This is a genomic window from Geomonas anaerohicana (genome assembly GCF_016458305.1).
GTDB classification, from domain to species: domain Bacteria; phylum Desulfobacterota; class Desulfuromonadia; order Geobacterales; family Geobacteraceae; genus Geomonas; species Geomonas anaerohicana.
Genome location: NZ_JAEMHL010000014.1, coordinates 1 through 22196, shown reverse-complemented (window position 1 = coordinate 22196; position 22196 = coordinate 1). Strand labels below are relative to the sequence as shown.

Here is a 22196-nt window from a genome sequence, read left to right as displayed (position 1 = left end):
GTGTTCTTTACTGCTTTATGTATTGCTGTCCCTCACCCTTGATGAAGGAGATCAGCTTCTGCACCTTGGCAGAGGGTGCGCCCTTGGTGACCACGATCACCGGCCGCGCCACGTCCGGGGTCTTCACGGTCTTGATGGTGGCATCCAGCATGGTGACCGGGCCGAAAGCGATGGCCTCCGGGTTGGCGGCGACCTTTTCGCGCACGTCTTCAAACCTGCCCGCATCGACCACGTCGGTGGCGAAGGGAGCGTCACCCATGGCGAGTTTCTTGAAGGCGGCGTTGGTGGCGGGGTTGATCGAGGAAAGCACGATGAGGACGGGGGCGTCGTTGCCTCCCACCTCCTTCCAGTTGGTGATCTTGCCGGTGAAGATCCCCTTCATCTGGTCCATGGTTAGGGCGGCGACCGGGTTGTCCTTGTGGGTCACCGTGTAGATCTTGCTGGCGCCGATCTCGGTGGCGACGTAGGCGGAGGGATCGGCAACCTCGATGTTTTCCTTCTTGGCGGTCTTTACCAGGTCGGGGTAGGCGAGGCCGGCTGTGGAAAGGTCCAGCTCCCCGGCCACCAGTTGCTTGAAGGCGAGGGTAGCGCTGCTGAAGTTGAGGTTCAGCGTGATGCCGGTGCTCTTCTCGAAGGCTTCCTTCACCGGTTTCAGATAGCCGTCGATGGGGGCGCCGCCCCCCCCCGCCTTGATCTCTTCGCCCATGGCGGTGCTGACAAAGGCCATCGATGCAACAAGTGCCAGACAGATGATACCTCTTTTCATACTGCGTCCCCTCCTGGTTTAGTGGGTCTCTAGCGAGACGGAAAATAGCGTCGGCTGCAACCGACGCGTTACTGCTTGATGTACTTTTTCCCCTCGCCGTTGATGAAGTCGAGCAGCTTTTGCACCTTGGCCGAGGGCTTTCCCTTGGTGAGCAGGGTGATGTCGCGCGACAGTTCCGGCGCCTGCACCGCCTTGACCGACTCGTCCACCAGGGAGAGGGGGCCGAAGCCGATGGCGGAGGGGTTCGAGGCAACGTTGAGCCTGACGTCCTCGGCCGTGGTGGCGTCGATGACGTCCTTGGCGACCGCCTTGTCACCCAGAAACTTCTTGAAGAACATGCTGTTCGTGCCCGGCGTCAGCTTGCCGACCACCACCAGGATCGGCACATCCTCTCCGCCGACCTCCTTCCACGAAGCGATTTCCCCCGAGAAGATCCCCTGCAACTGTTCGGCGCTCAGTTGGCTGACCTTGTTCTCCTTGTTTACCAGCACCTTGATCTTGTCCTTGCCGACGACGACGGGGTTGAAGGCAGCCGGTTGTGCCACCTCCGCTCCTTCTTTCTTCATCAGCGCCAGCCAGTCCTGGTAGCTGAGCCCTGCCGCGGCGGCGTCCACGTCCCCTTTCTGCAGATCCACGAAAGCGTTCTTCGGACCGGAGGCGACGATATAGAGTTTGAGGCCGGAGGCCTGCTCGAAAGCCGTGCGGATCGGCTTCAGGATATTCTCGGTGGGCGCGCCCCCTGCTCCGATCTTCAGCTCCTCGGCGCCGGCCTGGGCGGCGATACCTGCCAGTACGGACACAATAATCGCTGCCGCAACACGCATTGTTCTCATAGTTATTCCTCCTAGGTTCAAGATGAAGTATCAAAGCCCATTGTCAGTTAACCGCAAGTGCTCTATTCGACACGCTGTAACGAAACTTGAAAGTTAATATTTGAGTGGACTGTGACGAGGTTGTGACAGGGAGAGGTTCTTCTTGAGACAGTGGCAGTAGTGTGGGGCGGGAGGAGGAGCCGGGAAAGCCCGGCTCCTTTCTGGACAGCTAAAGCCGGAACTGGTGCACCAGCTGCTGCAGTTCCTCGGAGTTGGTACGCAACTGTGCTGCCGCAGCGGCGGATTCCTGTGCTCCCTGCGAGGTCTGCTGCACGACCTGGGTTATCTGCACGATGTTGCTGGAGATCTCGCTGGTGGTCGCCGTCTGTTCTTCGGCTGCCGTAGCCACCTGGTGGATCTGCATGGCCACGTCGTTGATCTGCTCCAGGATCTCCTGCAGCGCGCTTCCCGACTTGGCCGCTTCGGCGGTGCCGCTTTGCACCTGCTGCACCCCTTCTTCCATGGCGACGACGGCCCCCCTGGTCTCGCTCTGGATCGCCTTGATCATCTCGCCGATCTCCCTGGTGGCCTTGGTGGTCCTTTCCGCCAGGGCGCGCACCTCGTCCGCTACCACGGCAAAGCCGCGTCCCTGCTCCCCGGCCCGGGCCGCCTCGATGGCGGCATTGAGCGCCAGCAGGTTGGTCTGGTCCGCGATGTCCTCTATGGTGCCGATGATGGCCCCGATCTGGTCGCTGCGCTCGCCCAGACTCTCGACGGTCCTGGAAGTTTCCTGCACCTTCGCAGCGATCTGGTCCATAACCGTTACCGTGCCTTGAACCACCTCTGCCCCGTTTTCGGCGGTCCTGGAGGCGCGTTTGGCCCCCTCTGCCGCCATCTGGCAGTTGCGCGCTATGTCAGAAGAGGTTGCCGACATCTCTTCCCCTGCCGTGGCGACGGTGCCGGCCTGGGCCGCCACCTCCTCGGCACCGGTGGCGATCTGATCCGAGGTCGCGTGCAACTGGTTGGACGCGGAGGCGACCTGGGCCGAGGTGTCGGCGACCCTGCCAATGGTGCTGCGCAGGTTAGCCGCCATCGCCTTCAGTGCATTCATGAGCTGTCCCGTCTCGTCGCCGGAGCTGGCCTCGATGGTCACGGTGAGGTCGCCGGCACCGATGGCGCTGGCGGCCGCTACGGCTGCCTGGAGCGGGCTGGTAATCATCCTGGTGATCACCAACCCGCAGGCGATGGCGATGATCAAGCTGGCGATCACGAGCACGGTCATCACCAGGACGGCGGCGTTAGCCACTTTCGTGTTCTCGTGCGAGGCGGCTTTGCCCTGACCTTCCATCAGTTCCATCAGCTTGTTGAGCTGCTCCTGTTCGTGCAGGGCCGCTTTTTTTGCCTCCCCGTGCATGAGGTCCATCGCCTGCTCGACCTTGCCTGCCTGGACCAGGCCGGTGACCTGGTCTATGTACCCCCCGTAGATCTTGCGCGACTCAATGAAGTCGTTGAAGCGCTTGCTTTCCTCGTCGTTGTCGAGGGCCCTTTTGAACTTTTCCGCACGCTCCCCGACCTCCTTGCGCAGCTTCTGTATCGTTGCCAGCGCTTCCTGCCGTTCGCCCTCCTGCTTTGCCTCCACGAAATCGCGCAGGTTGATGCGGACCCGTTGGAAAGCGATGGACATCTGGGCGACATCGCCCAATGGCGCGGTGATCCCCTCGTAGAGATGGGTATCGGCGTCGTCGATCTGACGGATTTTTAGAATGCCTATGCCGCCGACCGCCGCGCTCATCACCGCGACCAGCAGAAAGGCCGAAAGCAATTTTGTTCCCACTTTGAGATTTGCCAGCATAGTTCCTCCTCATCTTTCATTGGTGCTGCTTGCCCCTTCTTATCGGTGCGGTTTGTCAGAACAAGATCTGTCAATTCCAAGGGCGGGCTTCGATTTGTCCCACTCGTTGCCCGTTCCGGCGGCTCAGATTCCTCCGTGGCGCTTCCAACCGGTTGTTGACCGGTACTGTTTTGCATTATGAGATTTTTATGGCAGGATTTTAACCGTTGTGCCGTTTCCACATCTTTTAGGCCAGCAGTATCGGCCGCGGCCGGCTGGCAGTGGGAGGAAGAGACATGCCCCGATCCATTCTGAGCTACATTTATCCTCCGGGGTGTTTTGCGTTGCCGGAGATCAAAGAGAACCGCTGCCCGCTGTGTGGCAATTTCCAGGTCGACTGCAGCTGCACCGAGTGTCAGCATCCGGTGCTGGTGGACGGCAAAGAGCAGCGATGCGGCGTGCAGGGGTGCCTGGAACACCTGCTGGATCGCGAGCTGGTCACGCGCATCGAGATGCTGGAAAGCCAGCTGGCAGACCTGAGAGCGGAGGCGAAGAACAGGGAACAACCGACCCCTCCCTGCCCGGTGTGCGGCGAGGTGATGGTGGTCGACATCTACAATAGCGGGCCCTATTCCTGCCACGGTCACTTCTATGCGGGGGAGAAGTACGGCTGGATCAAGAGGGAGCAGTATTAAAGATAGCAAGCGATGGTGGCGCAAGGGCCCGCGGGACATCCCGCGGGCTTTTTTCGTGGTTCATGCCGGAATTACGGGGAGAGCTGCTTTGAGTCCCCCCTCCCCTTGCGGGAGGGGGAGATCAGTCCGAACCTTTTTGTTTGGTGCGCATTCCCCGTTGCGCCGGAGCGCCTCGCTGTTGTATCTATCGAGGGACCAACACCGTACGGGAGGAACCATGGAGCCGCGCAAGCTGTTGCAGCAGATGTTTGAAGCCGCCGTTTTGTCGGCGCGTCCCGAGTACTGCCTGGCGCGCCACCTCCCCGCGCCGCCCAGGGGAAGGCTCATCGTAGTGGGAGCGGGGAAGGCGTCGGCAGCCATGGCGCATGCCTTCGAAGAGGCCTGGGAGGGTGAGATCTCGGCGGGGCTCGTGGTAACGCGCTACGGCTACGAGGTGCCCTGCCGGCGCATCGAGGTGGTGAGCGCCGCGCATCCGGTCCCGGACCAGGCGGGATGCGCGGCGGCGGCAAGGATGTTGGAACTGGTGCGTGGTCTCACCTGCGACGACCTCGTTATCTGTCTCATTTCCGGCGGTGGCTCTGCCCTGTTGCCGCTCCCCCTGCCGGGCGTTACCCTGGCGCAAAAGCAGGAGCTCAGCCGGGAGTTGTTGCGCTGCGGAGCCGGCATCTCCGAGATCAACTGCGTCCGCCGCCACCTCTCCGCCATCAAGGGGGGGAGGCTTGCCGCCGCCTGCCACCCGGCCCGCGTGCTCACCCTGGCCATCTCCGATGTTCCCGGCGATGGTCCTGCCGATATCGCCTCCGGCCCCACGGTCGGCGACCCTACCACCTGTGCCGATGCACTCGCCATCGTGGACCGTTACCGCATCCGGCTGCCCGACTCGTTGCGCGACTGTCTGGAGTCCGGGCGCGGCGAATCGGTGTCGCCGGACGACCCGCGCCTGGGCGGCGCGCAGTTCCGCCTGGTCGCCACGCCGCAGGCGGCGCTGGAAGCGGCGGCGCAGGTTGCGCAGGCCAACGGCATAGCAGCGCACATTCTCAGTGACCGGATCGAAGGTGAATCGAGAGAGGTGGCCAAGGTGCTGGCGGCGCTGGCACTGCAGGTGGCACGGCGCCGGCAGCCTTTTGCCGCGCCCTGCGTCGTGTTGTCGGGAGGGGAGACCACGGTGACGGTGCGCGGCAGCGGACGTGGCGGACCCAACGTGGAGTTCCTGTTGGCGCTCGCGCTGGCGCTGCAAGGTGAAAAGGGAATCTATGCGGTGGCGGGTGATACCGACGGGGTGGACGGACAGGAAGAGACGGCGGGGGGCTTTGTGAGCCCGGACCTGTTGTCGCGGGCCTGGGAACTGGGGATCAACCCCAGGAACAGCCTCGATGACAACGACGGGCACGGCTTCTTTGCCGCACTTGGTGAAACGCTGGTGACCGGCCCGACGCTCACCAACGTGAACGATTTCAGGGCCATTCTCATTACCGGTTGATCACACCCGGCTCTCGGTCATCAGTTTCTTCATCACCAGGACCAGGAAGGCAACCGCGACGATCAGCGCCGTGTCTTCCATGGATTGCCAGGGCTTGAAGGTCAATGCTGAGTGGCTGTAATAGTCGGAGACGTAGCGCGCAAGGCCTGCCAGCAGTGATACCAGCAGTGCACCGCGCCTCCCTCCCTGCCAGGCAACCAGGGACACCGGGGCGAGGTAAAAGAGCAATAGGGAATAGTCGCCGGTCAGGTAGTCGACGTAGCCCAGCACCACGACCAGCACATATCCTGCCGTTACCCATCCCTGCCCGGTGCTGAGGAACTTCCGCATGATACACCCCTGAGGTGCCCCCCGACGCGGGGCGAGTCGCTACCTTACAGCGTGCTACAGGTGATACTAAAAAAGCCGCCCGATGTCGACCAACGGGCGGCTTTTGATGCTACAGGTGAAAAGTGAATTACTTAGCAGCCGGAGCAGCTTCTGCAGCCGGAGCAGCTTCTTTCTTCTCGGCTTTCTTAGCAGCTTTCTTTGCTTTTTTCTTCTTAGCAGCTTTCTTCACCGGAGCTTTTTCTTCTTTTTTCACTTCAGCAGCCGGAGCGGCAGCCGGAGCAGCGTCAGCAGCGAAAACAACACCAGCGAAAGCAACAGCAACGAGAGCAGCAACTACGGAAGAAACGATCTTTTTCATGTGAAAATCTCCTAGTAGGAATTTGAACTTCTGTCCTTCTATAGCATTAGCCGTGCCAGCTTTTGCTGGAGGTGCCAAGGGGGCGATTTTAAAGGAGATGGTATTTTGCTTGTTGCGCCGGGGTGACAAACAGATGCCTTATTTGCTTCTTCTGGTACCTCAAATGAGGTAAGAAGGCCCTGGTGTTGTTATTTAACGGCGTATGACTAAAGAAGTGGCGCTGTATTTTAAAATAATTCTTGACTGTTTTTCTGTAGACTGTTACAAACATCGCACATCGGGCTCGGCCCGACGGAAGCGCGGCGCCGCCTTCTTCCGTGCAGCCGGCTCAGCCGGCGCAGTAGCGATGATCCGAAAACGCAGGTGCGACATGAAGGCAACTCTCCCGGATGGCGTAATAGAAATCACCTTTGTCTCGAGCGGGGATGGCGGCAGCGAGCCCGCCCTGTTCTACCACCCCGGCGGCACCGGACCGGTACCGCTGGTAGTAGGACTGCACACCTGGAGCTACGACCGCTACAACCAGCTGGAGGGCATGCTGCCCTTGTGCCGGGAGCGAGGTTGGGCTCTGCTCCTGCCCGAGTTTCGCGGACCCAACCTGGTCACCAACAGGAGGGCCCGGCAAACGGCCGGATCGGCCCTGGCGGTACGGGACATACTGGACGGCGTAGAGGCGGTCGCGAAGCGCTACCCGATTGACCGGGGCAATCTCTTCCTTCTGGGCGGCAGTGGTGGCGGCATGGCGGCTCTCCTTGCGGCGGCCGCAGCGCCGGAGTTGTGGAAGGGCGTCAGCTCATGGGTCCCCATCACCGACCTTGCCGCATGGCACGGGGAAAATCAGGAGTACGCACCCCATATCGAGGCGTGCTGCGGCGGTGCACCCGGGGCGAGCGACGAGGTGGACCGGGAGTACCGGGAACGTTCCGCGATCAACATGGCCGAGCAGCTTTCCCGAGTCAACCTCTCGCTGCATCACGGCCGTTTCGACCCCCTGGTGTCCTGGCGGCACAGCCGGCGCCTGATCGGGGAAATGGAGCGGGTCGGCGCCGAGCGCTTCTTCTTCGAGATCTTCGACGGCGAGCATGACATACGTTACCCGGTCGCCTTTGGCTGGTTCGAAGGGCTCCGGAAAAACGACAACAACCAGGGTGGGCGCCTCACAGGCTGAGGTGGGAGATCCTGGCAGCAACGATAGAGAAGGGGGCACCGCGCGAGCGCTGCCCCCTTCTTGTTTTAAATCGCAGAAGATGGCTGTTGCCGCTCTCACAAAAGATATGGCCCTGACATAGCCGGTGAGCAACACTAATCACGTCGGGTTGTAAAACAGGCCTTAGAGTGTAAACTGGACATGCTTTCTAAGCTGTTACAGCGGATAAAACGTGGAAGTACTGAGGCAGCCACAGCTTCTAAGGAGGAACTATGGACAACGTGGGGCAGTATCAGCAACTCGCCGTGACCTATGCCACGGAGTACGGAACGAAACTTGTTGCAGTAATCCTGTTCTGGCTCGTGGGGCGTTGGCTCATCGGCATGGTCGGACGCATGCTGCAGGGGGTACTGGAGAGACAGAAGGTCGACCCAACCCTGATGCGATACATCGGCAACTTCGTTTCCGTCACCTTGAACATCGTGTTGGTGGTCGCCATCCTCGGCTACTGCGGCATTCAGACCACCACTTTTGCAGCCTTGGTTGCCGGTGTCGGCATCGCGATAGGCGCCGCTTGGGGCGGCCTGCTCGCCAACCTCGCCGCTGGGATCTTTCTCATCGTGCTGCATCCTTTCAAGGTCGGCGATTTCGTCACCGCCGCAGGGGTGACCGGCACCATCAAGGAGATCGGGCTGTTCATCACCTCCATCAACACGCCGGACAACGTCCTCGCCATGGTCGGTAACAACAAGATCTTCAGCGATACCATCCAGAACTTCTCGACCAACGCGTTCCGGCGCGTCGAAATGAAGTGCCAACTTTCCGGGGAGGCCGATCACGTGGCCGCCATGCTTCTTTTGCGGGAGAAGCTCGCCCAGGTAGCCAACGTCCTGCCCGACCCACAAGTGCAGGTGGAAATTCTGGAATTCACCCTGCTCGGGCCGGTGCTGGCGGTGCGCCCTTTCTGCCACAATGACCATTACTGGCAGGTCTACTTTGACGGGAACAAGATGATCCGGGAGAGTCTCGCCGCCGCGGGCTTCCCGGCGCCTATGCCGGTACAGACGGTTATGCTGCAAAAGCAGTTTGCCTGCTGATGGCCCACGTCGATCCCAGGGGCGCGGAGTATCGGTGTGGCCGCCGTCGCGGTTTGACTTGCCCCGGGAAGCTGTTATCAATTTAGCGTTCCAGAGTTCACCACCATCAAGGAGGAAACAGTATGAAACTTGTCGCAGCTTTAACGGGAATCACTTTGCTTGCCGCCAGTACTGTCTATGCAGCCCCCAAGACCTACCAGGTGACCGGTCCGGTACTGGAAGTAAAGGACGACATGATCGTAGTTCAGAAGGGGAGCGAGAAGTGGCAGATCGCCAAGGACAAGGACACCAAGGTGACCGGTGATGTGAAGGTCGGCAGCAAGGTTACCATCATGTACAGCATGAAAGCTGCCAGCATCGAGGCCAAGGACGGTGCCGCCAAGCCGGAGAAGAAGGATAAGAAAAAGTAGGCCGGCAAGGGGCCGTGCCGTGCACAGTGAGTGGACCATCAGGGAGGTGCTGACATGAAAGAGAAAAGCGTCGTCTACAGCTTGCGGGTCGCGGCCTTTGCCGTGGTCTTCGTGGCAGGGTATCTCAGCGGCTCGATTACCGAGCACAGGGCCAACGCCAAGATGGGAGACCTGGGGAGCGAACTGCTGCAGCGGGCGACCGGCAGCGGCGGCGTGATCGGCAGCGTGGCCCAACTGGGCACCACCATTACCGAGATGGAGAAGAACGTGAGCGGCCTGCAGAAGAACATCGACACCCTGAAGAAGGTGAAGACGGCGCTCGGCGGTAAGTAGGCGTCTCTCCTGGCAGAGCAGAGAAGGGGCATCCCACCGGGTGCCCCTTTTTTATTGGTTCATCAGGAAATTCCGGGAGGCGGGGGAGATTGTGTGCATTGAGCTTGCGCTCGACATGTCAGTAGTACGCCGATCAATAGGGGGATCCAGCAGCTAGGGACTATGTAGACGTTATACAAGTACAGGTTCCTGTCGAAGAGCGATACTATGTTAGAAGCCAGCAGCAGCGACAGTACAGCTAAAGCGGAGTGTATTGAGAATCTTGGCCTGACGTTAACGAGCCAAATGATCGGGACCAACAGTATCAAGTAATAATGCCACCAGACCAGGGGCGAGATAGCTAAAGTCACTATCATCGCAATTGCGATGCTTGCATCGGAGCAGCCAAGCAGACACCGGAGTGACCGGTGTGTGGAGCAGAACATTGCAACAATGCCTAATATCGCACACAGCACCAGGGCAACAATTTTAATGCTGTCTGACGGCTGCCCTGAAACGAAAGCGATAACTGCAGTAGTGGACAAATTCCCGCTGAATAAGCCGAAATTAAGCTTGCCTGGAGTCGTGATGTATTGCAGCCAATGGCTCCATACGCTAAAGGATTTGAAATATATACAGGGTGTTGCCAACAATATAAAAACCGAAGTGACGAATGTGGCCAGTAATCTGATGGTTTCGTCTCGTCGATTAAGTAATAAAAGTGGTGCCGCAAAGGTAATGGCAATCAGTGCGAGGTTCGGCTTGATGAGGGCGCCAAATGCGATTAAAGCCAGGAAAATGCCACGGGATGCAAAACTAGCATCACGGGATCTGACCTTTTCGAAGTAGTAAAGCCCGATGGAAACAGCACTGAATTGAAACAGGTTGAGGTTGCCAAGGTTCAAGTCAGAGCGAAAAGGCTCATATAGAAGAATGGCGAATAGCAGGACCAAAAATGTCGACAACGAATCAAACCGCTTGAATAAAAGGACTATGGAGAAAGCAAACAGAGCAAGGTTGCAAGTCAGAAACATGCCGTAGGACTGGGAATAACCTTGCGGGGCAAGTGCGAAAAGCGTAAAGAGTAGCGGTGTGGCCGTCGGTTCCAACCCATAGTCGTAGAGTTGGTGATTTGTTTTATTGGCAACCTGCAGCCGTTCGTCTGGAGTTGCTTCGCTTATCGCATCAAGAATTTTCCCGTACTGGCTTATTGCAGAATAAGGGGTTGGCAAGGAGTGGTCGCTTGCTTTCATGGCCCTGCCAATCCCCCACATTTGGTAAAAATCGGTAGCGATAGACGTTTCGTATTTGTCCCACGCCGAGTAACTGCCACACACGAGTATTATGGCGATGAGCGCCCATGTCACTCTCTTCATTACCACTCCTGTCAAAGTGTGTTCAGGCTTTGCGGAGGCACTGGCAGAATTGCACGATGCTTGCGGATCGTACACTCCCTGCAGTCCCGGGAATCCCTACTTGCGGGACCACCAGCCCCGCCGCGTACTCCGTGTTCCCCTTGGCCAACTCATTCCACACGATCACCATGGCGATGCAGCGTGCCAGGCCGATCATGATGAAGCCCACCAGGTACTCCGGCTTGTCCGGGAGGAAGACGATGGCGAGCACGAACATCAGTGCCGGCCCGATGACCCAGGCTGTTGATGAAGGATTCCCCCCCGGAACCAGGTAGCCGATGGACACCCCCAGGATCATAGCAGCAAAAATCCATAGGGTCAGTCAACGGTTCAGGAAGGACAATTTGCTGGAAATATGTTCGCTTACTCTTTGCCTCCCTACTTGACCGGTAGTCACGTCTGCGACTATATATGTGAATCGTAATGTGGTCAATGTTGCAGTGGCAGGACGATAATCACAGCCACGCCAAGAATGGTGAGTGGCGAACTTATTATGTAGTTTCCCCATTGTCGCAGACCTTGCCCGACGGGCGCACCCGCCGCCCATTGACAGGGAATTTTACTTTGGAGATAATTCGTAAACCTACCGGGGCGGACTGACCCGCTTTTGGAGTCGCAGGAGGCTGCCGTGCGCGAACGCGATTACTATGATTACGACGAAGAGGATCCATGGGAAGGAGTGCGGCTCACCAAGGAAGCGATCCGGGCGCGGGCGACGCTCATCTTCTACACGGCGTTGGTGAGTGCTCCCTACGTCGCCTTGGTGGCGCTGGGGGGGTACGTCAGCGGGCTCATGTCCCACGAGGTGCTGGGCGTTACCTGTTACAATGCCATGATCTCGTCCATTTTCTTTTTCGACACCCTGCGAAACGCCGCCCACGACTGTTTTGAAAGGGCCCAGGAGGAGGGATTGGTGACCTGCAAGGAGGGGATACCGATCGTCGACCCCAGTTACCCGCACCGCCGTCTGGCCCGTCTGGCCTTCGCCATCCGCGGGAGAGTCGCGCGTGAAGTGGAAAAGTGAGGCAGAAGGGACTGGCTCCTGTAGGTGCCTGTCCCTCTAGCGGTACGCTCTATCCGCCCAGCCCCCTTGCCCAAGCCTAAGGGGACAGGCACCTGGCGGAGCCAGTCCCCCCCTTCGGGGAAGGGCTCTGAGTTGAGTAGATCTACAGAAAAAGGCCAGTCTCGCGAGACTGGCCTTTTCTTTTCGGTGTAAGACAACGTATCGCCTATCGCCCGGAAGAATTCTCGATGGCCTTGCCGCCGCTTTGCATATCCTGGCCGACCCCCTTCACGGTGTGGCAACCAGCAAGGGCCCAGATGCTGGTCAGAGTAAGCATTACTGCAGTTGCGATTTTGCGTTTCATGATGTCCTCCTTTTCCGCCGTTAGCAGAAGCACCCTCTTTGCTGCATTGGTGACCACTAATGTTATCATGGGCGCACAAAGATCGCAAACCCTCTCTGGAAACGAAGCCAAGTGGGGTGCCGTTAGGTTTTGCGGCATGGCATGTAATTGGGACGCCATCGTAGGTAAATTGCGGGAGGTCGCAATGAAATCTGCAACGAGGCAGTTATGCGCGAGTTGACCGGTTGGAATTTATAGCGGGTGGCAGGTAAGCGCTACGAGGTCGTGATTAAAAAAGTAAGACCGCAGTTATAAATGGGTCAGATCATGTTTATCTTAAAGTTCGTCTGGTTCAAATTAAATGAGGTCAGAGTTATTTTAAACATGGTCCTGTTCAATTTAAAGCAGGTCGTAGTCATTGACACCGAGATTCTCATTATAGCTTGTCCCTCTTCGGCGGTGTAAAAGTGGGTGTAGTTTATCAACTGGGGCTGTCGTGCAGCTGGTGATGATCAGGTGGTCGTTACCACCTGGTGCAGCTTAGGACTGAACGGGTTTTGCCGTCCTGCGGGCTTTCTTCCTGGTCTTGTAGATGACAACACCTGAACTGACCAGAGCCGTGAGATCGTTTTCATCCGCCATCACCGTCGCGTAGCGCAAAATCTTCTGAATGCGTCCACTGAGGTTCACGCGTGCAGTCTTCCGGGCTGCGATGTGCAACCGGTGGGGGAACAAAATGAGACCACAATTGACAAAGCGGCAAGTAGCTGTACAAGAAAATATAATAGCAGGTTGAATGAATGCGAGATTTTGCGACTGTGTGATTCCCGTAAACAGGGGGGGGCGCGATGAGAGCAGTCAAAGCGGTAATTGCATTTTCACTTCTGTTTACCGCGCCTGCACTGGCGATCAATGAAGTTGGCGAAGCGGCGCATTTTGTAGGCGGAGGTCTCGTTGCCGGTGCTGTGACAGCCACCGTAGCAGACAAATATTGGCCCGAGAACCGGGCGCTCATCGGTTTCATAGTCAGTACGGCCAGTGTCGTGATTGGCGAAGGGATACAGATGGCGGGCGGAGAATCGTTTTCAAGCTCCCTGCTGGATGTCACATGTCACACGGTGGGCGCGGCAGTTGGCGCCGCAGTAACCGACAAGTACATGCTGGCGCCGGTTGTGCGGCACACATCCACAACCGGCACTACTGTCGGGATCGCGATGCTGCAAAGGTTTTGACAGTAGCAGCCCCGGATCATGAGCACGAGGTTGCCAAGGCCGGTGGCAAAAGAAAAGGCCGGTGGTATGCACCGGCCTTGGGATTATCTCCCGGACGCCCTTTCAAGGGCTCTTCCGCCGCTTTGCAGGTCCTCGCCAAAGCCTTTGACCGTGTGGCACCCGGTAAGGGTCCACATGCAGGCGAGGATAACGGCTACAGCAGCAGCTATTTTCCGCTTCATCGTACTCTCCTTTCCTGGGGCCTGCGAGACCCACACTTCATTCTCTAGTTACCTCACCCATAATGCGATACCTACTGACACGACTTTCTTCATTATAACCAAAATAATACTCACAGTTAAGTTGAAACTTCGATTAATAAACAACTTGATTAGGATGGGTCATTGCAAGGAGCTTTTAAGTGGGGGGAGGATCGAGGAGAAATAGATAAACGCAAGAAAGGCCAGTCGCTGTGACTGGCCTTTCTATTAATGGCGGAGAGATAGGGATTCGAACCCTAGGTACCTTTCGGTACACCTGATTTCGAGTCAGAAATTAGCCACTTTCCAGCCATTTCAGGGCGTTTCAATTCGGTTCATCATATCTCATAAACAATAATGATTGCAAATATTTAGCCTATTTTTTAGGCGTCTGCCGTTTCAGCTCAGTTCAACTCGTTTCAGCTCCAGCGAGGCCAATAGAGACCATACTAGAGACCATACTAAACCTAGCAACGACGGGTATTCGCAGCATATTTCGCTTGCATAAAGACCATACTAGAGACCATACTAAGTCGGATTAAGCGGATCACCAACCGAATCGGCATGAGAGAGGCCATGAAATTCACCGATGTCTATGTCCGCAACCTGAAAACCGAGAAACGCCTGGAAGATGTCCGGGAAGGTGAAGGCGAGGGTTTCGGCATCCGGGTCTTTGCCACCGGGGCCAAGGTCTTCTTCTACTTGTACCGTTTCGACGGCAAGCGCCGCTTTATGCGCCTGGGCGATTATCCGACTGTGTCCCTTTCCGAGGCGCGAAAACGGTTGACGGCCGCGAGGAAGAAGCTGGATGAAGGGAAGGACCCCCTGGGCGAACGGATGCAAAACGCCATCGACCGCAGGCGCACCCCCTTCGTCGCCGAATTCATCAAAGAGTACATCGAGCGCCACGCGAAACTCCATAACCGGGGGTGGAAGGAGATCGAGCGGGCCCTCAAAGTCAACCTGCTGCCCCAGTGGGACAGGCGCAAGATCAGTGACATCAGGCGGCGCGACCTGGTGGTGATCCTCGACGAAATCGCCGACCGTGGGGCGCCGGTCATGGCGAACCGGGTGCTCGCGTATACCCGGAAGATGTTCAGCTACGCGGTGAAGCGGGACGTGATCGAGACGAACCCGTTTATGGGCATGGACCGGCCGGAGCGGGAGACGTCGAGGGAGAGAGCCCTGTCCTGGGAGGAGATCCGGACCTTGTGGAAAAACCTGGAAACCTCCGGCATGTCCGACAACGTCTGCCGCTGCCTGAAATTGATCCTGGTGACGGGACAGCGTCCGGGAGAGGTGATCGGCATGCACACCAGGGAGATCAACGACGACTGGTGGACCATTCCGACGGAACGCTCCAAGAACAAGCAGGCGCACCGGGTATTCCTGACCCCGCTGGCAAAGGAGCTGATCGGAGAGGGCGAAGGGTACGTTTTCCCATCGCCGGCCAATCCGGGGAAATCCCTCGAAGTAAGGACACTTACCAGCGCGATCAAGGGGTGCCTCCCCCACACCCCGGAGAGCAGGGCGGAGGACAGGCTCAAGGTAGCCTACTTCGTCCCGCACGACCTGAGGCGCAGCGCCGCTACCTGCTGGGCCGAGATGGGGTTCTCGGGGGAGCTGATCGACCGGCTGCAGAACCACATCACCAGGCAAAAGCAGGGGGTGGGGCATGTCTACAACCGCTACTCTTACGACCGGGAGAAACAGGCGGCGCTGGAGGCGTGGGCGCGCAAGCTGATCAGCATCACGACCGGTCGCGACACCTCGAAGGTGCTATCCATCGTGCGTAAGCCCCGGTTGGTGCAGGAATGACCCGCTAGAGGCGCGATCTCGCCACCAATTCCTTCTTAATATTCATCCAGCCGAACATTTACAACTTAACCTGTTGTATTTATGTCATATCTGTGAGATAAATCTATTCACAAATCTATTCACCAGGCCAGGCAACCCATGTCCCGCACCAGATCAGACTATACCGACCGCCTTCTGCTCTATCTCTCCTCCGGCGTCTTCAGCTCGGAGGAGATCCAGAAGCGACTGGAGCTAAGCCAGCCCACCGTCTCCCGCCTCATCGCGAGCCTCGGGAGCCGCGTCGTCGCCATCGGTCAGGCGCGCTCACGGCGCTACACCACGCGGCGCGACCTGCGCGGCCTGGGGGGCGAGTTCCCCGTCTACCGGATCGACGCCGAGGGAAACGCCCGCCGTTTCGGCGTCCTCGACGCCATAGCCAGGGATCAGTACCTGTGGCGGCCGGAGGGAGCCCCCCCCGAACAATACAAAAGCCTCCCCTGGTTCCTCTCTGATCTGCGCCCCGAGGGGTTCGTGGGACGCTCCTTCGTTATGAGGCTGCACGAGGAACTGGCACTGCCCCCCCGCGGCAACGACTGGCAGGACGACCACGTGCTCATCGCCCTGGCACGCCGCGGCGAGGACTGCATGGGCGACCTGGTCATCGGCGAGGAGTCCCTGGAGCGCTACTTCCGCTCGGTCCGGGAACCTCAGGCGCCGCTTCGCCCCGACGAGCTCCCGGATGCCTACCCGGGCATGGCCCGCCTCGCCATGGAAGGACAGCCGCCAGGCTCATCGGCGGGGGGCGAGCACCCGAAGTTCACCGCCGTTGTCGAGCGCGACGGAGCGGCTCGGCATGTCCTGGTGAAGTTCTCTCCCCCCCTGGACTCGCTCGAGGGGAGACGTTGGGCCGACCTCCTAGTCTGCGAGCATCTTGCGCTGGAGGTCGTTTCGGAAACGGGGATTTCCGCGGCGCGCACCCACCTTTTGCAGGCGGATAACCGGGTGTTTCTGGAAGTGGAGCGCTTCGACCGGACCGGCAGGTTCGGGCGTCTGCCGATGGTTTCCCTAAGGGCCGTCGACAACGAGTTCTACGGTCATCAGGACAGCTGGGTCCTGGCCGCCCGGAGGATGGAAGGGGATGGTCGACTCCCCGCAGGGGACGCGGCCAACCTCCGCTGGCTCTCCGTCTTCGGGGACTTGATCGCGAACACCGACCAGCACTTCGGCAACGTCTCCCTGGTCCCGGTGGAGACGGGGGGCTTCCGGCTGGCGCCGGCCTATGACATGCTCCCGATGCTCTACCGCCCACTTGACGGCGTGCTGCTTACCCGCACTTTTACCCCTCCCGGCTTCGCTTCCGGTGCTCCCGAGGCCTACGCCTCGGCGCTCGCCCGGGCCCTCCTTTTCTGGGAGCGGACGGTTGAGGAGCCCCGCATTTCGGAAGAGTTCCGAGGCTTCTGCCGGTCGAACCTTGAGAAGCTTAAGGCCCTGGCTTCGGGGCCGCGTCTGGTGGTTTAGTCTTCCGGGAGGGGGTGAACCACCTGGGAAAAAGAATCAAAGCGGCCCCCCACGGACCCACTTGAGGATCCGTTCCCGCTCCTTGGGCGAAGACTTTTCCAGCCTGGCCGCCACGTCGCGCCCCCAGATCTCGTAGCGCTTTTCCTCCTCGAAATAGCTGTCCAAAAGGGTGTAGCGCACCATCACCGCGCCGAGAGTAACGGTGGCGATTCCCACCGCGACCGCAACCAGCATGAGGCGCCAGTTCAGGGACATCCGGGCCAGTTCTTCCGCGCAGGAATCGATCCGCGCCGCTTCCTTACCGAGGCTGTCCTGGAGAGGGCGCAAGGTGCAGGCGATCTCCTGTTGCGCCACTTCTCCAAATGCCCGCACCAGTTGAGGTGGCAGGTCCTTGAGGAGATAGTCGTTCAGTCTCCGGTAGGACCGCTCGGTCTGATCCTGCGCCTGTTGTGCCCAGGCCGAGGCGTTTTCCGCCCGGTCCAGCAGGGCCTGGTAATATTTCCTGCTCTCCTGATCCTTGGGCGGCGGCGAGGGGACCCGGGTATCGTGCACGCCGCAGGCATCGAGCAACTTGTCCTTGGGGGATTTTCCGTCCATGTTCACCTCACCTTGGCCGACCTGAGGACAGCCGCTATGCCGTCGGTGAGCGAATCGACCTGCTCGCGCGTGGCCAAAAGCGGCAGCACCTCGGAAAGGGTCTGCACCAGATTTTCCACATCCCGCGCCAGGAGAATGTGGCGATCCTTCAGTTGGGAAATCTCGTCCCGCAACTCGGCCAGGGAGGTTTTTTCCTTCCGGGCGCGGGTGGAAATTTCGGGAAAATGCTCGACGATGCACGCCCGGATCAGCTCCGAAACCGTTACCGTCCCGCCTCCGATCTCACCAAGTTTGCGCACCTCGCTCTCCAGTTTTTTACAGATTTCCGGCGGCAGCCGGACGCTTGTTTTGGCCATGGCGGGCTCCTTCTTTGTGCGCCGGACGACGGCGGACGGCGTGGTGCCAGGCAAACTCCCGGTTTTCCAGCAGTTTCACCCTTTCTGGCGCCAGAGCGTCCCACGCCGTCCGGCGCGAAAGCACAGGGGATTTCGCGAAGCGGACGCGCGGCGCAGCCCGAAGGGCTGCGTGTGGTGTGAAAGGAAAATCAGCCGAGCGAAGCGAGGCCCGCCTGACCGCTGCCGGCACGAAGGTAAAGCGCACCGCAGCTCCCCGGAACCTCCCTGCACTCAGATCTTAAAGCCCATGCCGGGAAGCTTCGGGAGCTTCAACTCCAGCTGCCGCTCCACCACCTTCTGCACCTGCCTGACCTGCAGCACCTGCTCCGGAATTCTCAGCCCCGGAGCACGCACGAGCGCAGCGACATGTTCGAGCGAGGGAGCCTTGCGCACCCCGTCCCCACGGTTCAGCATGACCCGCTTCAGGTCTCCGATGCTCCTGTGCAGATCGTGCTCCGGTCCGTCGATGCCCCTATGCTGAGCGCGCGTGATCTCCCGCACCGGTTCCCTCGCTTTGTCGAGCGTGGAACTCTTGCCGTCGACGAACTCCACCGACAGCTCCAGATCCTCGATGGAGTTGGTGAAGACGCGGGTCGCGAATCGTGCCCGGGTGACGGCGACGTTGAGCGCGTTGTAGCTCATGCGCCCGTAGCATTCCCCGAGCTCGTTTCCCGGCTCCAGCTCCACCCCTTTTCTCGGACGTACCGGTGCGTACAGGATGGAGTGTTCCACCGTCGCCCCCTGGCTCTTCTGGATGGTGACCGCGTAGGCGTGATCGAGGTGCCGGTACTTGTCCAGGTCGAGCGTCACCTCGCGCCCCTCCAGGTCGACCCGCATCCGCCCGGTGGCATCGATCTCCCGTACCACCCCGAGCGAGCCGTTTTGCACCCCGAGTCCCCGGTCGTTTTTCAGCGTGACGATCCGGTCCCCAATCGAAAAGCTCCGCTCCTCCTCCCGTAACAGGGTGGTCCGTCCCGGCAGCTCTGCGGCGGAGAACTCCTTGGTCACCTCGCGGACCACCTTGCGCCGTTGCCGGTCCAGGGTCTCGAAGGACAAGTCGACCCGCACCAGGTTGCGCTCCCGGTCGAGCCCGACCACCTTTCCCTCGGCGTGCAACCGGGCACCCCAGGCGACCGTCCGCCCGTCCCCGGTCCGCTCGCCGGAAAAGTGCAGCGTGTCCCCGAGCTGGTACCCCTCGACGGTGAGCCCCTGGCGCACCGGTGTCAGTACCGGGAAACTCCTCCCCTCCTCGATCTCGCGTCCCGTGACGCGTGCCCGACGGATCTCGCGGTTCAGATCCCTGCGCGCCTCGTTGGTCGTCGTCACCAGGAGCACCTGCTGCGTCTCTCCCACAGCCGCCCGCTCGGGGATGCGCGAGAGCTTCCGGCTCTCCTCCAGGTAGTGCTCCACGGCGGCCCGGCGTAGCTCAACGGGGTCGGGGTTCTCCAGCACCTCCTGTCGCCTTTCCAGGGAGCGGAGCGCCTCCCTCGCGTTCACGGCAAGCTCGCGGTCCTCCCGGTTCAGTCCCCTGGCGATCTCCAGAAGCCCCGGGTCGCGCTGCCTCAGGATCTCGGTCAGGTGCGCGTAGTCGACCTCCCGATTGAGCCCCAGCTCCCGCACCTGGTCGAGCAGGTCCCCGGCCTGGATCCCCTGCATCTGCTTCGGGTCCCCGAGGAGGTGGAGCTTCACCTTGAGGCCCCTTTGCCGCAGCTCATCCGCCACGTCGAGCAGACGCTCCGCCTGCCTCGCGCCCAGAAAGCCCGCCTCGTCCACCCGGAGCACCACCTGTGCCTCCCGCCCTTCAGGGATGAGAATTTTTTCACCCAAGATGTCCAGCATGGGGGGCTCCCCGTTTTGCCTCTGCAGGGCAAATTTGGAAGCCGGATTCCCATTTTCGAAACTGTTGATGGTGAGGGAGGGCCTCCCGGTGGCGAGGGATAACTCCCGGGCCGCCTTTCCGGTGTAGGAGAGGTTGACGGAGAGATGCTCCCTCCCCTCCGGGCGCAATACCTCCTCGTTGAAGCGCTCGACGATCTCCAGGGTCGAAGTCTTGGCGGTCCCCGGATCCCCGATGGTGAGGGCGACGCCGCGGCCCCCGGTCAGTTCCAGGAGAACCTCGGCTTTCTGTCCGGCCGTCAGCCGGACGCCCCTTTCCTCCTGCCAAAGCTCCAGGTACGCCTCAACCTCCGGGACGCGCGCGACACTCTGAAAGGGAGGAAATTCCCTGATCCTCTCCAGGTTCCGGGACTCCAGCTGCAGCATCTCCCGCGTGGTGTAGAGCTCCCGTCCCCGCGCGTCGCGCCCGAGCCGCCGCACTTCGGGAATCCCGCCGTCGATGGCGAGGTTCAGCTCGGCAACGGAGTGCTCCCCCCCGGAGATCAGGACCGCCTGGTCCAGAAGGCGCGCCCGGTCCAGCACCGCCTCGCGCTCGGTGAGATCCCGGACCGCGAGCTCCACCACGCGCGAGGCTTCGGGAGCGGTGCGGGAGATGGCAAGCTCCCGGCCACGTTCCAGCTCCCGCTTCACCTGGGCAAAAGAGGTGCCGCACTCCTCGAACCCCCGCTCGAAGATCCGGGTCACTTCCTCCCTGGTGATGCTGCGCTTGGGGTCCCGGCTCTCCAGAACCGCCATCTCGTAGAGCCGTGCGTGGGGCACCTCTGCAAACCTCCCCGCAGTCCTCCAGCGCTCCACCTGCTCCTCGATGGCGAGACGCCGGGAGGAGAAGTGCTCGACGAGCTGCGGGGAGATCCCCTTCAACTCGATGAACATCTGCGCGCGGTCCCGCACCTCCACCCCGAAGCCCCGCTCGGAAAGTTCGCGGGTGAGTTCCTGCCGGTACAAGAGCCCCAGGGACTTCTGGTCCTGGAAGATGGCCTTGGGCTCGTTTGCCCTGAAGATCCCGTCCCCGGTGTGCACCGCGTTCACCACGAAGACGTGGGAGTGGAGCTGCGGGTCGACGTTACGGGAGGTGGCGTGGTCGAACTTGGCCGCCACCATGCCGCCGCACCTGATACCCTCGGGGCTACGGTAATGGGAGTAATGTTCCTCCATGTGTGACAGAACCGAGAGCACCGCCGCGTCGTGTGCCTCCCTGACGCCGTTCACCCCTGCGGCATAGGCGATGGAGACCGACTTGGGAGCGGAGAAGGTGCAGTCGTTGCCTGCCCGGTGCGTCTCGACGGGCAAACCGCTCTCCCGGTCCCGGGTCAGCTTGGGGGCGACGATGCGGTTTCCCTGCAAGTCCTCCCCGCGGCACAGGGCCCGGAACTCCTGTTCCCCGACCGGGCCGTCGAGTCCCAGGGCCTGCGCCCCACGGCCGTACCAGAGGCTCGCCCCCTCGTTATCGATGCCCCGCAGGTAGTAATCCTCCCTGGAGAAGTACCCGCCCGCCTGCCCTGCAGCCATCCCCGGTGATACCGACATCATCGCTGGATCTCCATCCACCGTTCCAAAAGCTGATAGAGTGTACTCCAAAGCCCTATACGGCATTGGCAAACTTTAACAAACAGCGAGGGTATTCCAATGGGTGCCGCAGGGGTAGATTATTATTGTTATTCATTAACCTTGCGTGCTATGCTGCGCCCGCCAGGGGGAGACATGAAATCGCGCCTGAACCTCAAGCCCGGGCAGAGAGGGACGAAGCATCTGGTGGAGAAGTACGGCGCTGCGCTGCTCTACGTCCGGTATCGTTACGACGAGGAGCGCGGCGTCAGGCTTAAGACGGTGGAGAACCCTACCTGAAAACGAGAAAAGCTAACAAGTTGCCCCATTAACCACAGGAGGTAAAACAATGGAGTATGCAATATTTGCGATTTTAATAGTGATATCGATATTGCTTTTTAATATTCAACATTTTTGCAAAGGAATAAAAAGAGACCTTTATCAAATCATAAACAAGCGACCATACATTGACGACTAACTTGATGCATAACTACGCGCCGGTTATGGCCGACCTCGTTGGACAAAGGTGCTAGAGGAACGTAGTTGACGTTGTTGGCTTATTTGGAGCGCACCTTCAACGGCAGTCGCAAAAAATAAAAATTAGGTAAAAAAAGGAATGATATATGGGCCATTTTGATCTTGGACCACAATTAAGTGCTTTGGCTGGCTTGAAAAAAGCAATTGAAGCGCAAACGAATTCAACAGATAAGCAGTCAATAGTCATGACCCGGCTTACTTGGGCTGCCGTTATTCTTGCTATCGTTCAAACCGGAGCATCAGTAATTCAATTGTGGCTCACGTTTAGGTGACTTAACGGGTGGTACCGGGGAAAGGTGGGGCCGGGCATTGATAAATTGATAAGTAGGAAGAAGATGTCCCAACCAAGCGCGTAGACCAGGACGGAAGCTCCCCCGCTAATGTAGACACCTCAACCAAACGGAGGTGTCGGAAATGGCAAAGATGGTGGGACCAAGAAAA

23 protein-coding genes and 1 pseudogene are annotated in these 22196 nt (G+C 59.5%); 13 read left to right on the top strand and 11 right to left on the bottom strand.

What is annotated here, in order from left to right:
* Positions 1–7: 7 nt before the first annotated feature.
* The 3 genes from JFN91_RS19165 to JFN91_RS19155 form a co-directional block, all read right to left on the bottom strand.
* Positions 8–766, bottom strand: coding sequence for a substrate-binding domain-containing protein (locus JFN91_RS19165; protein ID WP_199390757.1), 759 nt, complete (start codon positions 764–766; stop codon positions 8–10).
* Positions 767–834: 68 nt separating this feature from the next.
* Positions 835–1599, bottom strand: a complete 765-nt coding sequence (locus tag JFN91_RS19160; RefSeq protein ID WP_199390756.1) for a substrate-binding domain-containing protein — start codon at positions 1597–1599, stop codon at positions 835–837.
* Positions 1600–1807: 208 nt separating this feature from the next.
* Entirely contained in the window at positions 1808–3430 is a 1623-nt protein-coding gene (locus JFN91_RS19155) for a methyl-accepting chemotaxis protein (protein ID WP_199390755.1), read from the bottom strand.
* Positions 3431–3705: 275 nt separating this feature from the next.
* Between JFN91_RS19155 and JFN91_RS19150 the strand changes: the two genes are divergently transcribed.
* Both JFN91_RS19150 and JFN91_RS19145 read left to right on the top strand, forming a co-directional pair.
* Positions 3706–4104, top strand: coding sequence for a hypothetical protein (locus tag JFN91_RS19150; RefSeq protein ID WP_199390754.1), 399 nt, complete (start codon positions 3706–3708; stop codon positions 4102–4104).
* Between the two features lie 217 nt (positions 4105–4321).
* Positions 4322–5584: a glycerate kinase type-2 family protein gene (locus tag JFN91_RS19145; protein ID WP_199390753.1), complete on the top strand. Its 1263-nt coding sequence runs from the start codon at positions 4322–4324 to the stop codon at positions 5582–5584.
* Here the strand turns inward: JFN91_RS19145 and JFN91_RS19140 are convergent, their stop codons facing one another.
* Both JFN91_RS19140 and JFN91_RS19135 read right to left on the bottom strand, forming a co-directional pair.
* On the bottom strand, positions 5585–5914 hold the full coding sequence (locus tag JFN91_RS19140) for a hypothetical protein (protein WP_199390752.1): 330 nt from the start codon (positions 5912–5914) through the stop codon (positions 5585–5587). It lies immediately after the preceding gene.
* Between the two features lie 127 nt (positions 5915–6041).
* Complete coding sequence (locus JFN91_RS19135) at positions 6042–6272, bottom strand: hypothetical protein (protein ID WP_199390751.1); 231 nt, start codon at positions 6270–6272, stop codon at positions 6042–6044.
* A gap of 370 nt (positions 6273–6642) precedes the next feature.
* On the opposite strand from JFN91_RS19135, the gene JFN91_RS19130 reads away from it, so the two are divergent.
* From JFN91_RS19130 to JFN91_RS19115, 4 genes are all read left to right on the top strand, one after another.
* Positions 6643–7440: an alpha/beta hydrolase family protein gene (locus JFN91_RS19130; protein WP_199390750.1), complete on the top strand. Its 798-nt coding sequence runs from the start codon at positions 6643–6645 to the stop codon at positions 7438–7440.
* Between the two features lie 251 nt (positions 7441–7691).
* Complete coding sequence (locus JFN91_RS19125) at positions 7692–8516, top strand: mechanosensitive ion channel family protein (RefSeq protein WP_199390749.1); 825 nt, start codon at positions 7692–7694, stop codon at positions 8514–8516.
* Positions 8517–8638: 122 nt separating this feature from the next.
* Positions 8639–8926: a hypothetical protein gene (locus JFN91_RS19120; RefSeq protein ID WP_199390748.1), complete on the top strand. Its 288-nt coding sequence runs from the start codon at positions 8639–8641 to the stop codon at positions 8924–8926.
* 54 nt (positions 8927–8980) lie between these two features.
* A complete protein-coding gene (locus tag JFN91_RS19115) occupies positions 8981–9259 on the top strand; it encodes a hypothetical protein (protein ID WP_199390747.1) in 279 nt (92 codons plus the stop codon).
* Positions 9260–9321: 62 nt separating this feature from the next.
* On the opposite strand, the gene JFN91_RS19110 is transcribed toward JFN91_RS19115, so the two are convergent.
* Both JFN91_RS19110 and JFN91_RS22115 read right to left on the bottom strand, forming a co-directional pair.
* Complete coding sequence (locus tag JFN91_RS19110; RefSeq protein ID WP_199390746.1) at positions 9322–10614, bottom strand: DUF2029 domain-containing protein; 1293 nt, start codon at positions 10612–10614, stop codon at positions 9322–9324.
* Between the two features lie 109 nt (positions 10615–10723).
* Positions 10724–10975 (bottom strand): annotated as a pseudogene (locus tag JFN91_RS22115) (arsenic resistance protein); the annotation flags it as partial.
* Between the two features lie 306 nt (positions 10976–11281).
* Between JFN91_RS22115 and JFN91_RS19100 the strand changes: the two are divergent.
* The gene (locus JFN91_RS19100) at positions 11282–11677 is read left to right on the top strand and encodes a hypothetical protein (RefSeq protein WP_199390745.1); all 396 of its coding nucleotides are present in this window, start codon (positions 11282–11284) and stop codon (positions 11675–11677) included.
* Positions 11678–11882: 205 nt separating this feature from the next.
* On the opposite strand, the gene JFN91_RS19095 is transcribed toward JFN91_RS19100, so the two are convergent.
* Positions 11883–12020 (bottom strand): entericidin A/B family lipoprotein, encoded by a 138-nt coding sequence (locus tag JFN91_RS19095; RefSeq protein WP_199390744.1) that lies wholly within the window; start codon positions 12018–12020, stop codon positions 11883–11885.
* Positions 12021–12847: 827 nt separating this feature from the next.
* Here JFN91_RS19095 and JFN91_RS19090 point away from each other — a divergent pair.
* The 4 genes from JFN91_RS19090 to yjjJ all read left to right on the top strand — a co-directional run bounded on the left by JFN91_RS19090 (position 12848) and on the right by yjjJ (position 16785).
* Positions 12848–13231: a hypothetical protein gene (locus tag JFN91_RS19090; protein ID WP_199390743.1), complete on the top strand. Its 384-nt coding sequence runs from the start codon at positions 12848–12850 to the stop codon at positions 13229–13231.
* A gap of 18 nt (positions 13232–13249) precedes the next feature.
* A complete protein-coding gene (locus JFN91_RS22555; RefSeq protein WP_456237439.1) occupies positions 13250–13657 on the top strand; it encodes a hypothetical protein in 408 nt (135 codons plus the stop codon).
* Between the two features lie 389 nt (positions 13658–14046).
* A complete protein-coding gene (locus tag JFN91_RS19080; protein WP_199390741.1) occupies positions 14047–15288 on the top strand; it encodes a tyrosine-type recombinase/integrase in 1242 nt (413 codons plus the stop codon).
* A 138-nt stretch (positions 15289–15426) separates the two neighbouring features.
* Positions 15427–16785, top strand: a complete 1359-nt coding sequence (yjjJ, locus tag JFN91_RS19075; protein WP_199390740.1) for a type II toxin-antitoxin system HipA family toxin YjjJ — start codon at positions 15427–15429, stop codon at positions 16783–16785.
* Positions 16786–16821: 36 nt separating this feature from the next.
* Here yjjJ and JFN91_RS19070 read toward each other — a convergent pair whose 3' ends face one another.
* From JFN91_RS19070 to mobF, 3 genes are all read right to left on the bottom strand, one after another.
* A complete protein-coding gene (locus tag JFN91_RS19070) occupies positions 16822–17382 on the bottom strand; it encodes a hypothetical protein (protein ID WP_199390739.1) in 561 nt (186 codons plus the stop codon).
* Between the two features lie 2 nt (positions 17383–17384).
* A complete protein-coding gene (locus JFN91_RS19065) occupies positions 17385–17738 on the bottom strand; it encodes a hypothetical protein (RefSeq protein WP_199390738.1) in 354 nt (117 codons plus the stop codon).
* A gap of 270 nt (positions 17739–18008) precedes the next feature.
* Positions 18009–21203 carry a MobF family relaxase gene (mobF, locus tag JFN91_RS19060; RefSeq protein ID WP_199390737.1) on the bottom strand — a complete coding sequence of 1065 codons (3195 nt, stop codon included), beginning with the start codon at positions 21201–21203 and terminating at the stop codon, positions 18009–18011.
* Between the two features lie 171 nt (positions 21204–21374).
* Here mobF and JFN91_RS19055 point away from each other — a divergent pair, with 171 nt between their 5' ends.
* Together JFN91_RS19055 and JFN91_RS19050 are read left to right on the top strand one after the other, a co-directional pair.
* On the top strand, positions 21375–21518 hold the full coding sequence (locus tag JFN91_RS19055) for a hypothetical protein (RefSeq protein WP_199390736.1): 144 nt from the start codon (positions 21375–21377) through the stop codon (positions 21516–21518).
* A gap of 323 nt (positions 21519–21841) precedes the next feature.
* The gene (locus JFN91_RS19050; RefSeq protein WP_199390735.1) at positions 21842–22027 is read left to right on the top strand and encodes a hypothetical protein; all 186 of its coding nucleotides are present in this window, start codon (positions 21842–21844) and stop codon (positions 22025–22027) included.
* Positions 22028–22196 lie beyond the last annotated feature (169 nt).

What these genes read in the sequence shown, in the direction of transcription:
- JFN91_RS19165 (WP_199390757.1), bottom strand. Translation starts at nt 766, where the DNA reads ATGAAAAGAGGTATCATCTGTCTGGCACTTGTTGCATCGATGGCCTTT.
- JFN91_RS19160 (WP_199390756.1), bottom strand. Translation starts at nt 1,599, where the DNA reads ATGAGAACAATGCGTGTTGCGGCAGCGATTATTGTGTCCGTACTGGCA.
- JFN91_RS19155 (WP_199390755.1), bottom strand. Translation starts at nt 3,430, where the DNA reads ATGCTGGCAAATCTCAAAGTGGGAACAAAATTGCTTTCGGCCTTTCTG.
- JFN91_RS19150 (WP_199390754.1), top strand. Translation starts at nt 3,706, where the DNA reads ATGCCCCGATCCATTCTGAGCTACATTTATCCTCCGGGGTGTTTTGCG.
- JFN91_RS19145 (WP_199390753.1), top strand. Translation starts at nt 4,322, where the DNA reads ATGGAGCCGCGCAAGCTGTTGCAGCAGATGTTTGAAGCCGCCGTTTTG.
- JFN91_RS19140 (WP_199390752.1), bottom strand. Translation starts at nt 5,914, where the DNA reads ATGCGGAAGTTCCTCAGCACCGGGCAGGGATGGGTAACGGCAGGATAT.
- JFN91_RS19135 (WP_199390751.1), bottom strand. Translation starts at nt 6,272, where the DNA reads ATGAAAAAGATCGTTTCTTCCGTAGTTGCTGCTCTCGTTGCTGTTGCT.
- JFN91_RS19130 (WP_199390750.1), top strand. Translation starts at nt 6,643, where the DNA reads ATGAAGGCAACTCTCCCGGATGGCGTAATAGAAATCACCTTTGTCTCG.
- JFN91_RS19125 (WP_199390749.1), top strand. Translation starts at nt 7,692, where the DNA reads ATGGACAACGTGGGGCAGTATCAGCAACTCGCCGTGACCTATGCCACG.
- JFN91_RS19120 (WP_199390748.1), top strand. Translation starts at nt 8,639, where the DNA reads ATGAAACTTGTCGCAGCTTTAACGGGAATCACTTTGCTTGCCGCCAGT.
- JFN91_RS19115 (WP_199390747.1), top strand. Translation starts at nt 8,981, where the DNA reads ATGAAAGAGAAAAGCGTCGTCTACAGCTTGCGGGTCGCGGCCTTTGCC.
- JFN91_RS19110 (WP_199390746.1), bottom strand. Translation starts at nt 10,614, where the DNA reads ATGAAGAGAGTGACATGGGCGCTCATCGCCATAATACTCGTGTGTGGC.
- JFN91_RS19095 (WP_199390744.1), bottom strand. Translation starts at nt 12,020, where the DNA reads ATGAAACGCAAAATCGCAACTGCAGTAATGCTTACTCTGACCAGCATC.
- JFN91_RS19090 (WP_199390743.1), top strand. Translation starts at nt 12,848, where the DNA reads ATGAGAGCAGTCAAAGCGGTAATTGCATTTTCACTTCTGTTTACCGCG.
- JFN91_RS22555 (WP_456237439.1), top strand. Translation starts at nt 13,250, where the DNA reads ATGAGCACGAGGTTGCCAAGGCCGGTGGCAAAAGAAAAGGCCGGTGGT.
- JFN91_RS19080 (WP_199390741.1), top strand. Translation starts at nt 14,047, where the DNA reads ATGAAATTCACCGATGTCTATGTCCGCAACCTGAAAACCGAGAAACGC.
- yjjJ (WP_199390740.1), top strand. Translation starts at nt 15,427, where the DNA reads ATGTCCCGCACCAGATCAGACTATACCGACCGCCTTCTGCTCTATCTC.
- JFN91_RS19070 (WP_199390739.1), bottom strand. Translation starts at nt 17,382, where the DNA reads ATGGACGGAAAATCCCCCAAGGACAAGTTGCTCGATGCCTGCGGCGTG.
- JFN91_RS19065 (WP_199390738.1), bottom strand. Translation starts at nt 17,738, where the DNA reads ATGGCCAAAACAAGCGTCCGGCTGCCGCCGGAAATCTGTAAAAAACTG.
- mobF (WP_199390737.1), bottom strand. Translation starts at nt 21,203, where the DNA reads ATGATGTCGGTATCACCGGGGATGGCTGCAGGGCAGGCGGGCGGGTAC.
- JFN91_RS19055 (WP_199390736.1), top strand. Translation starts at nt 21,375, where the DNA reads ATGAAATCGCGCCTGAACCTCAAGCCCGGGCAGAGAGGGACGAAGCAT.
- JFN91_RS19050 (WP_199390735.1), top strand. Translation starts at nt 21,842, where the DNA reads ATGGGCCATTTTGATCTTGGACCACAATTAAGTGCTTTGGCTGGCTTG.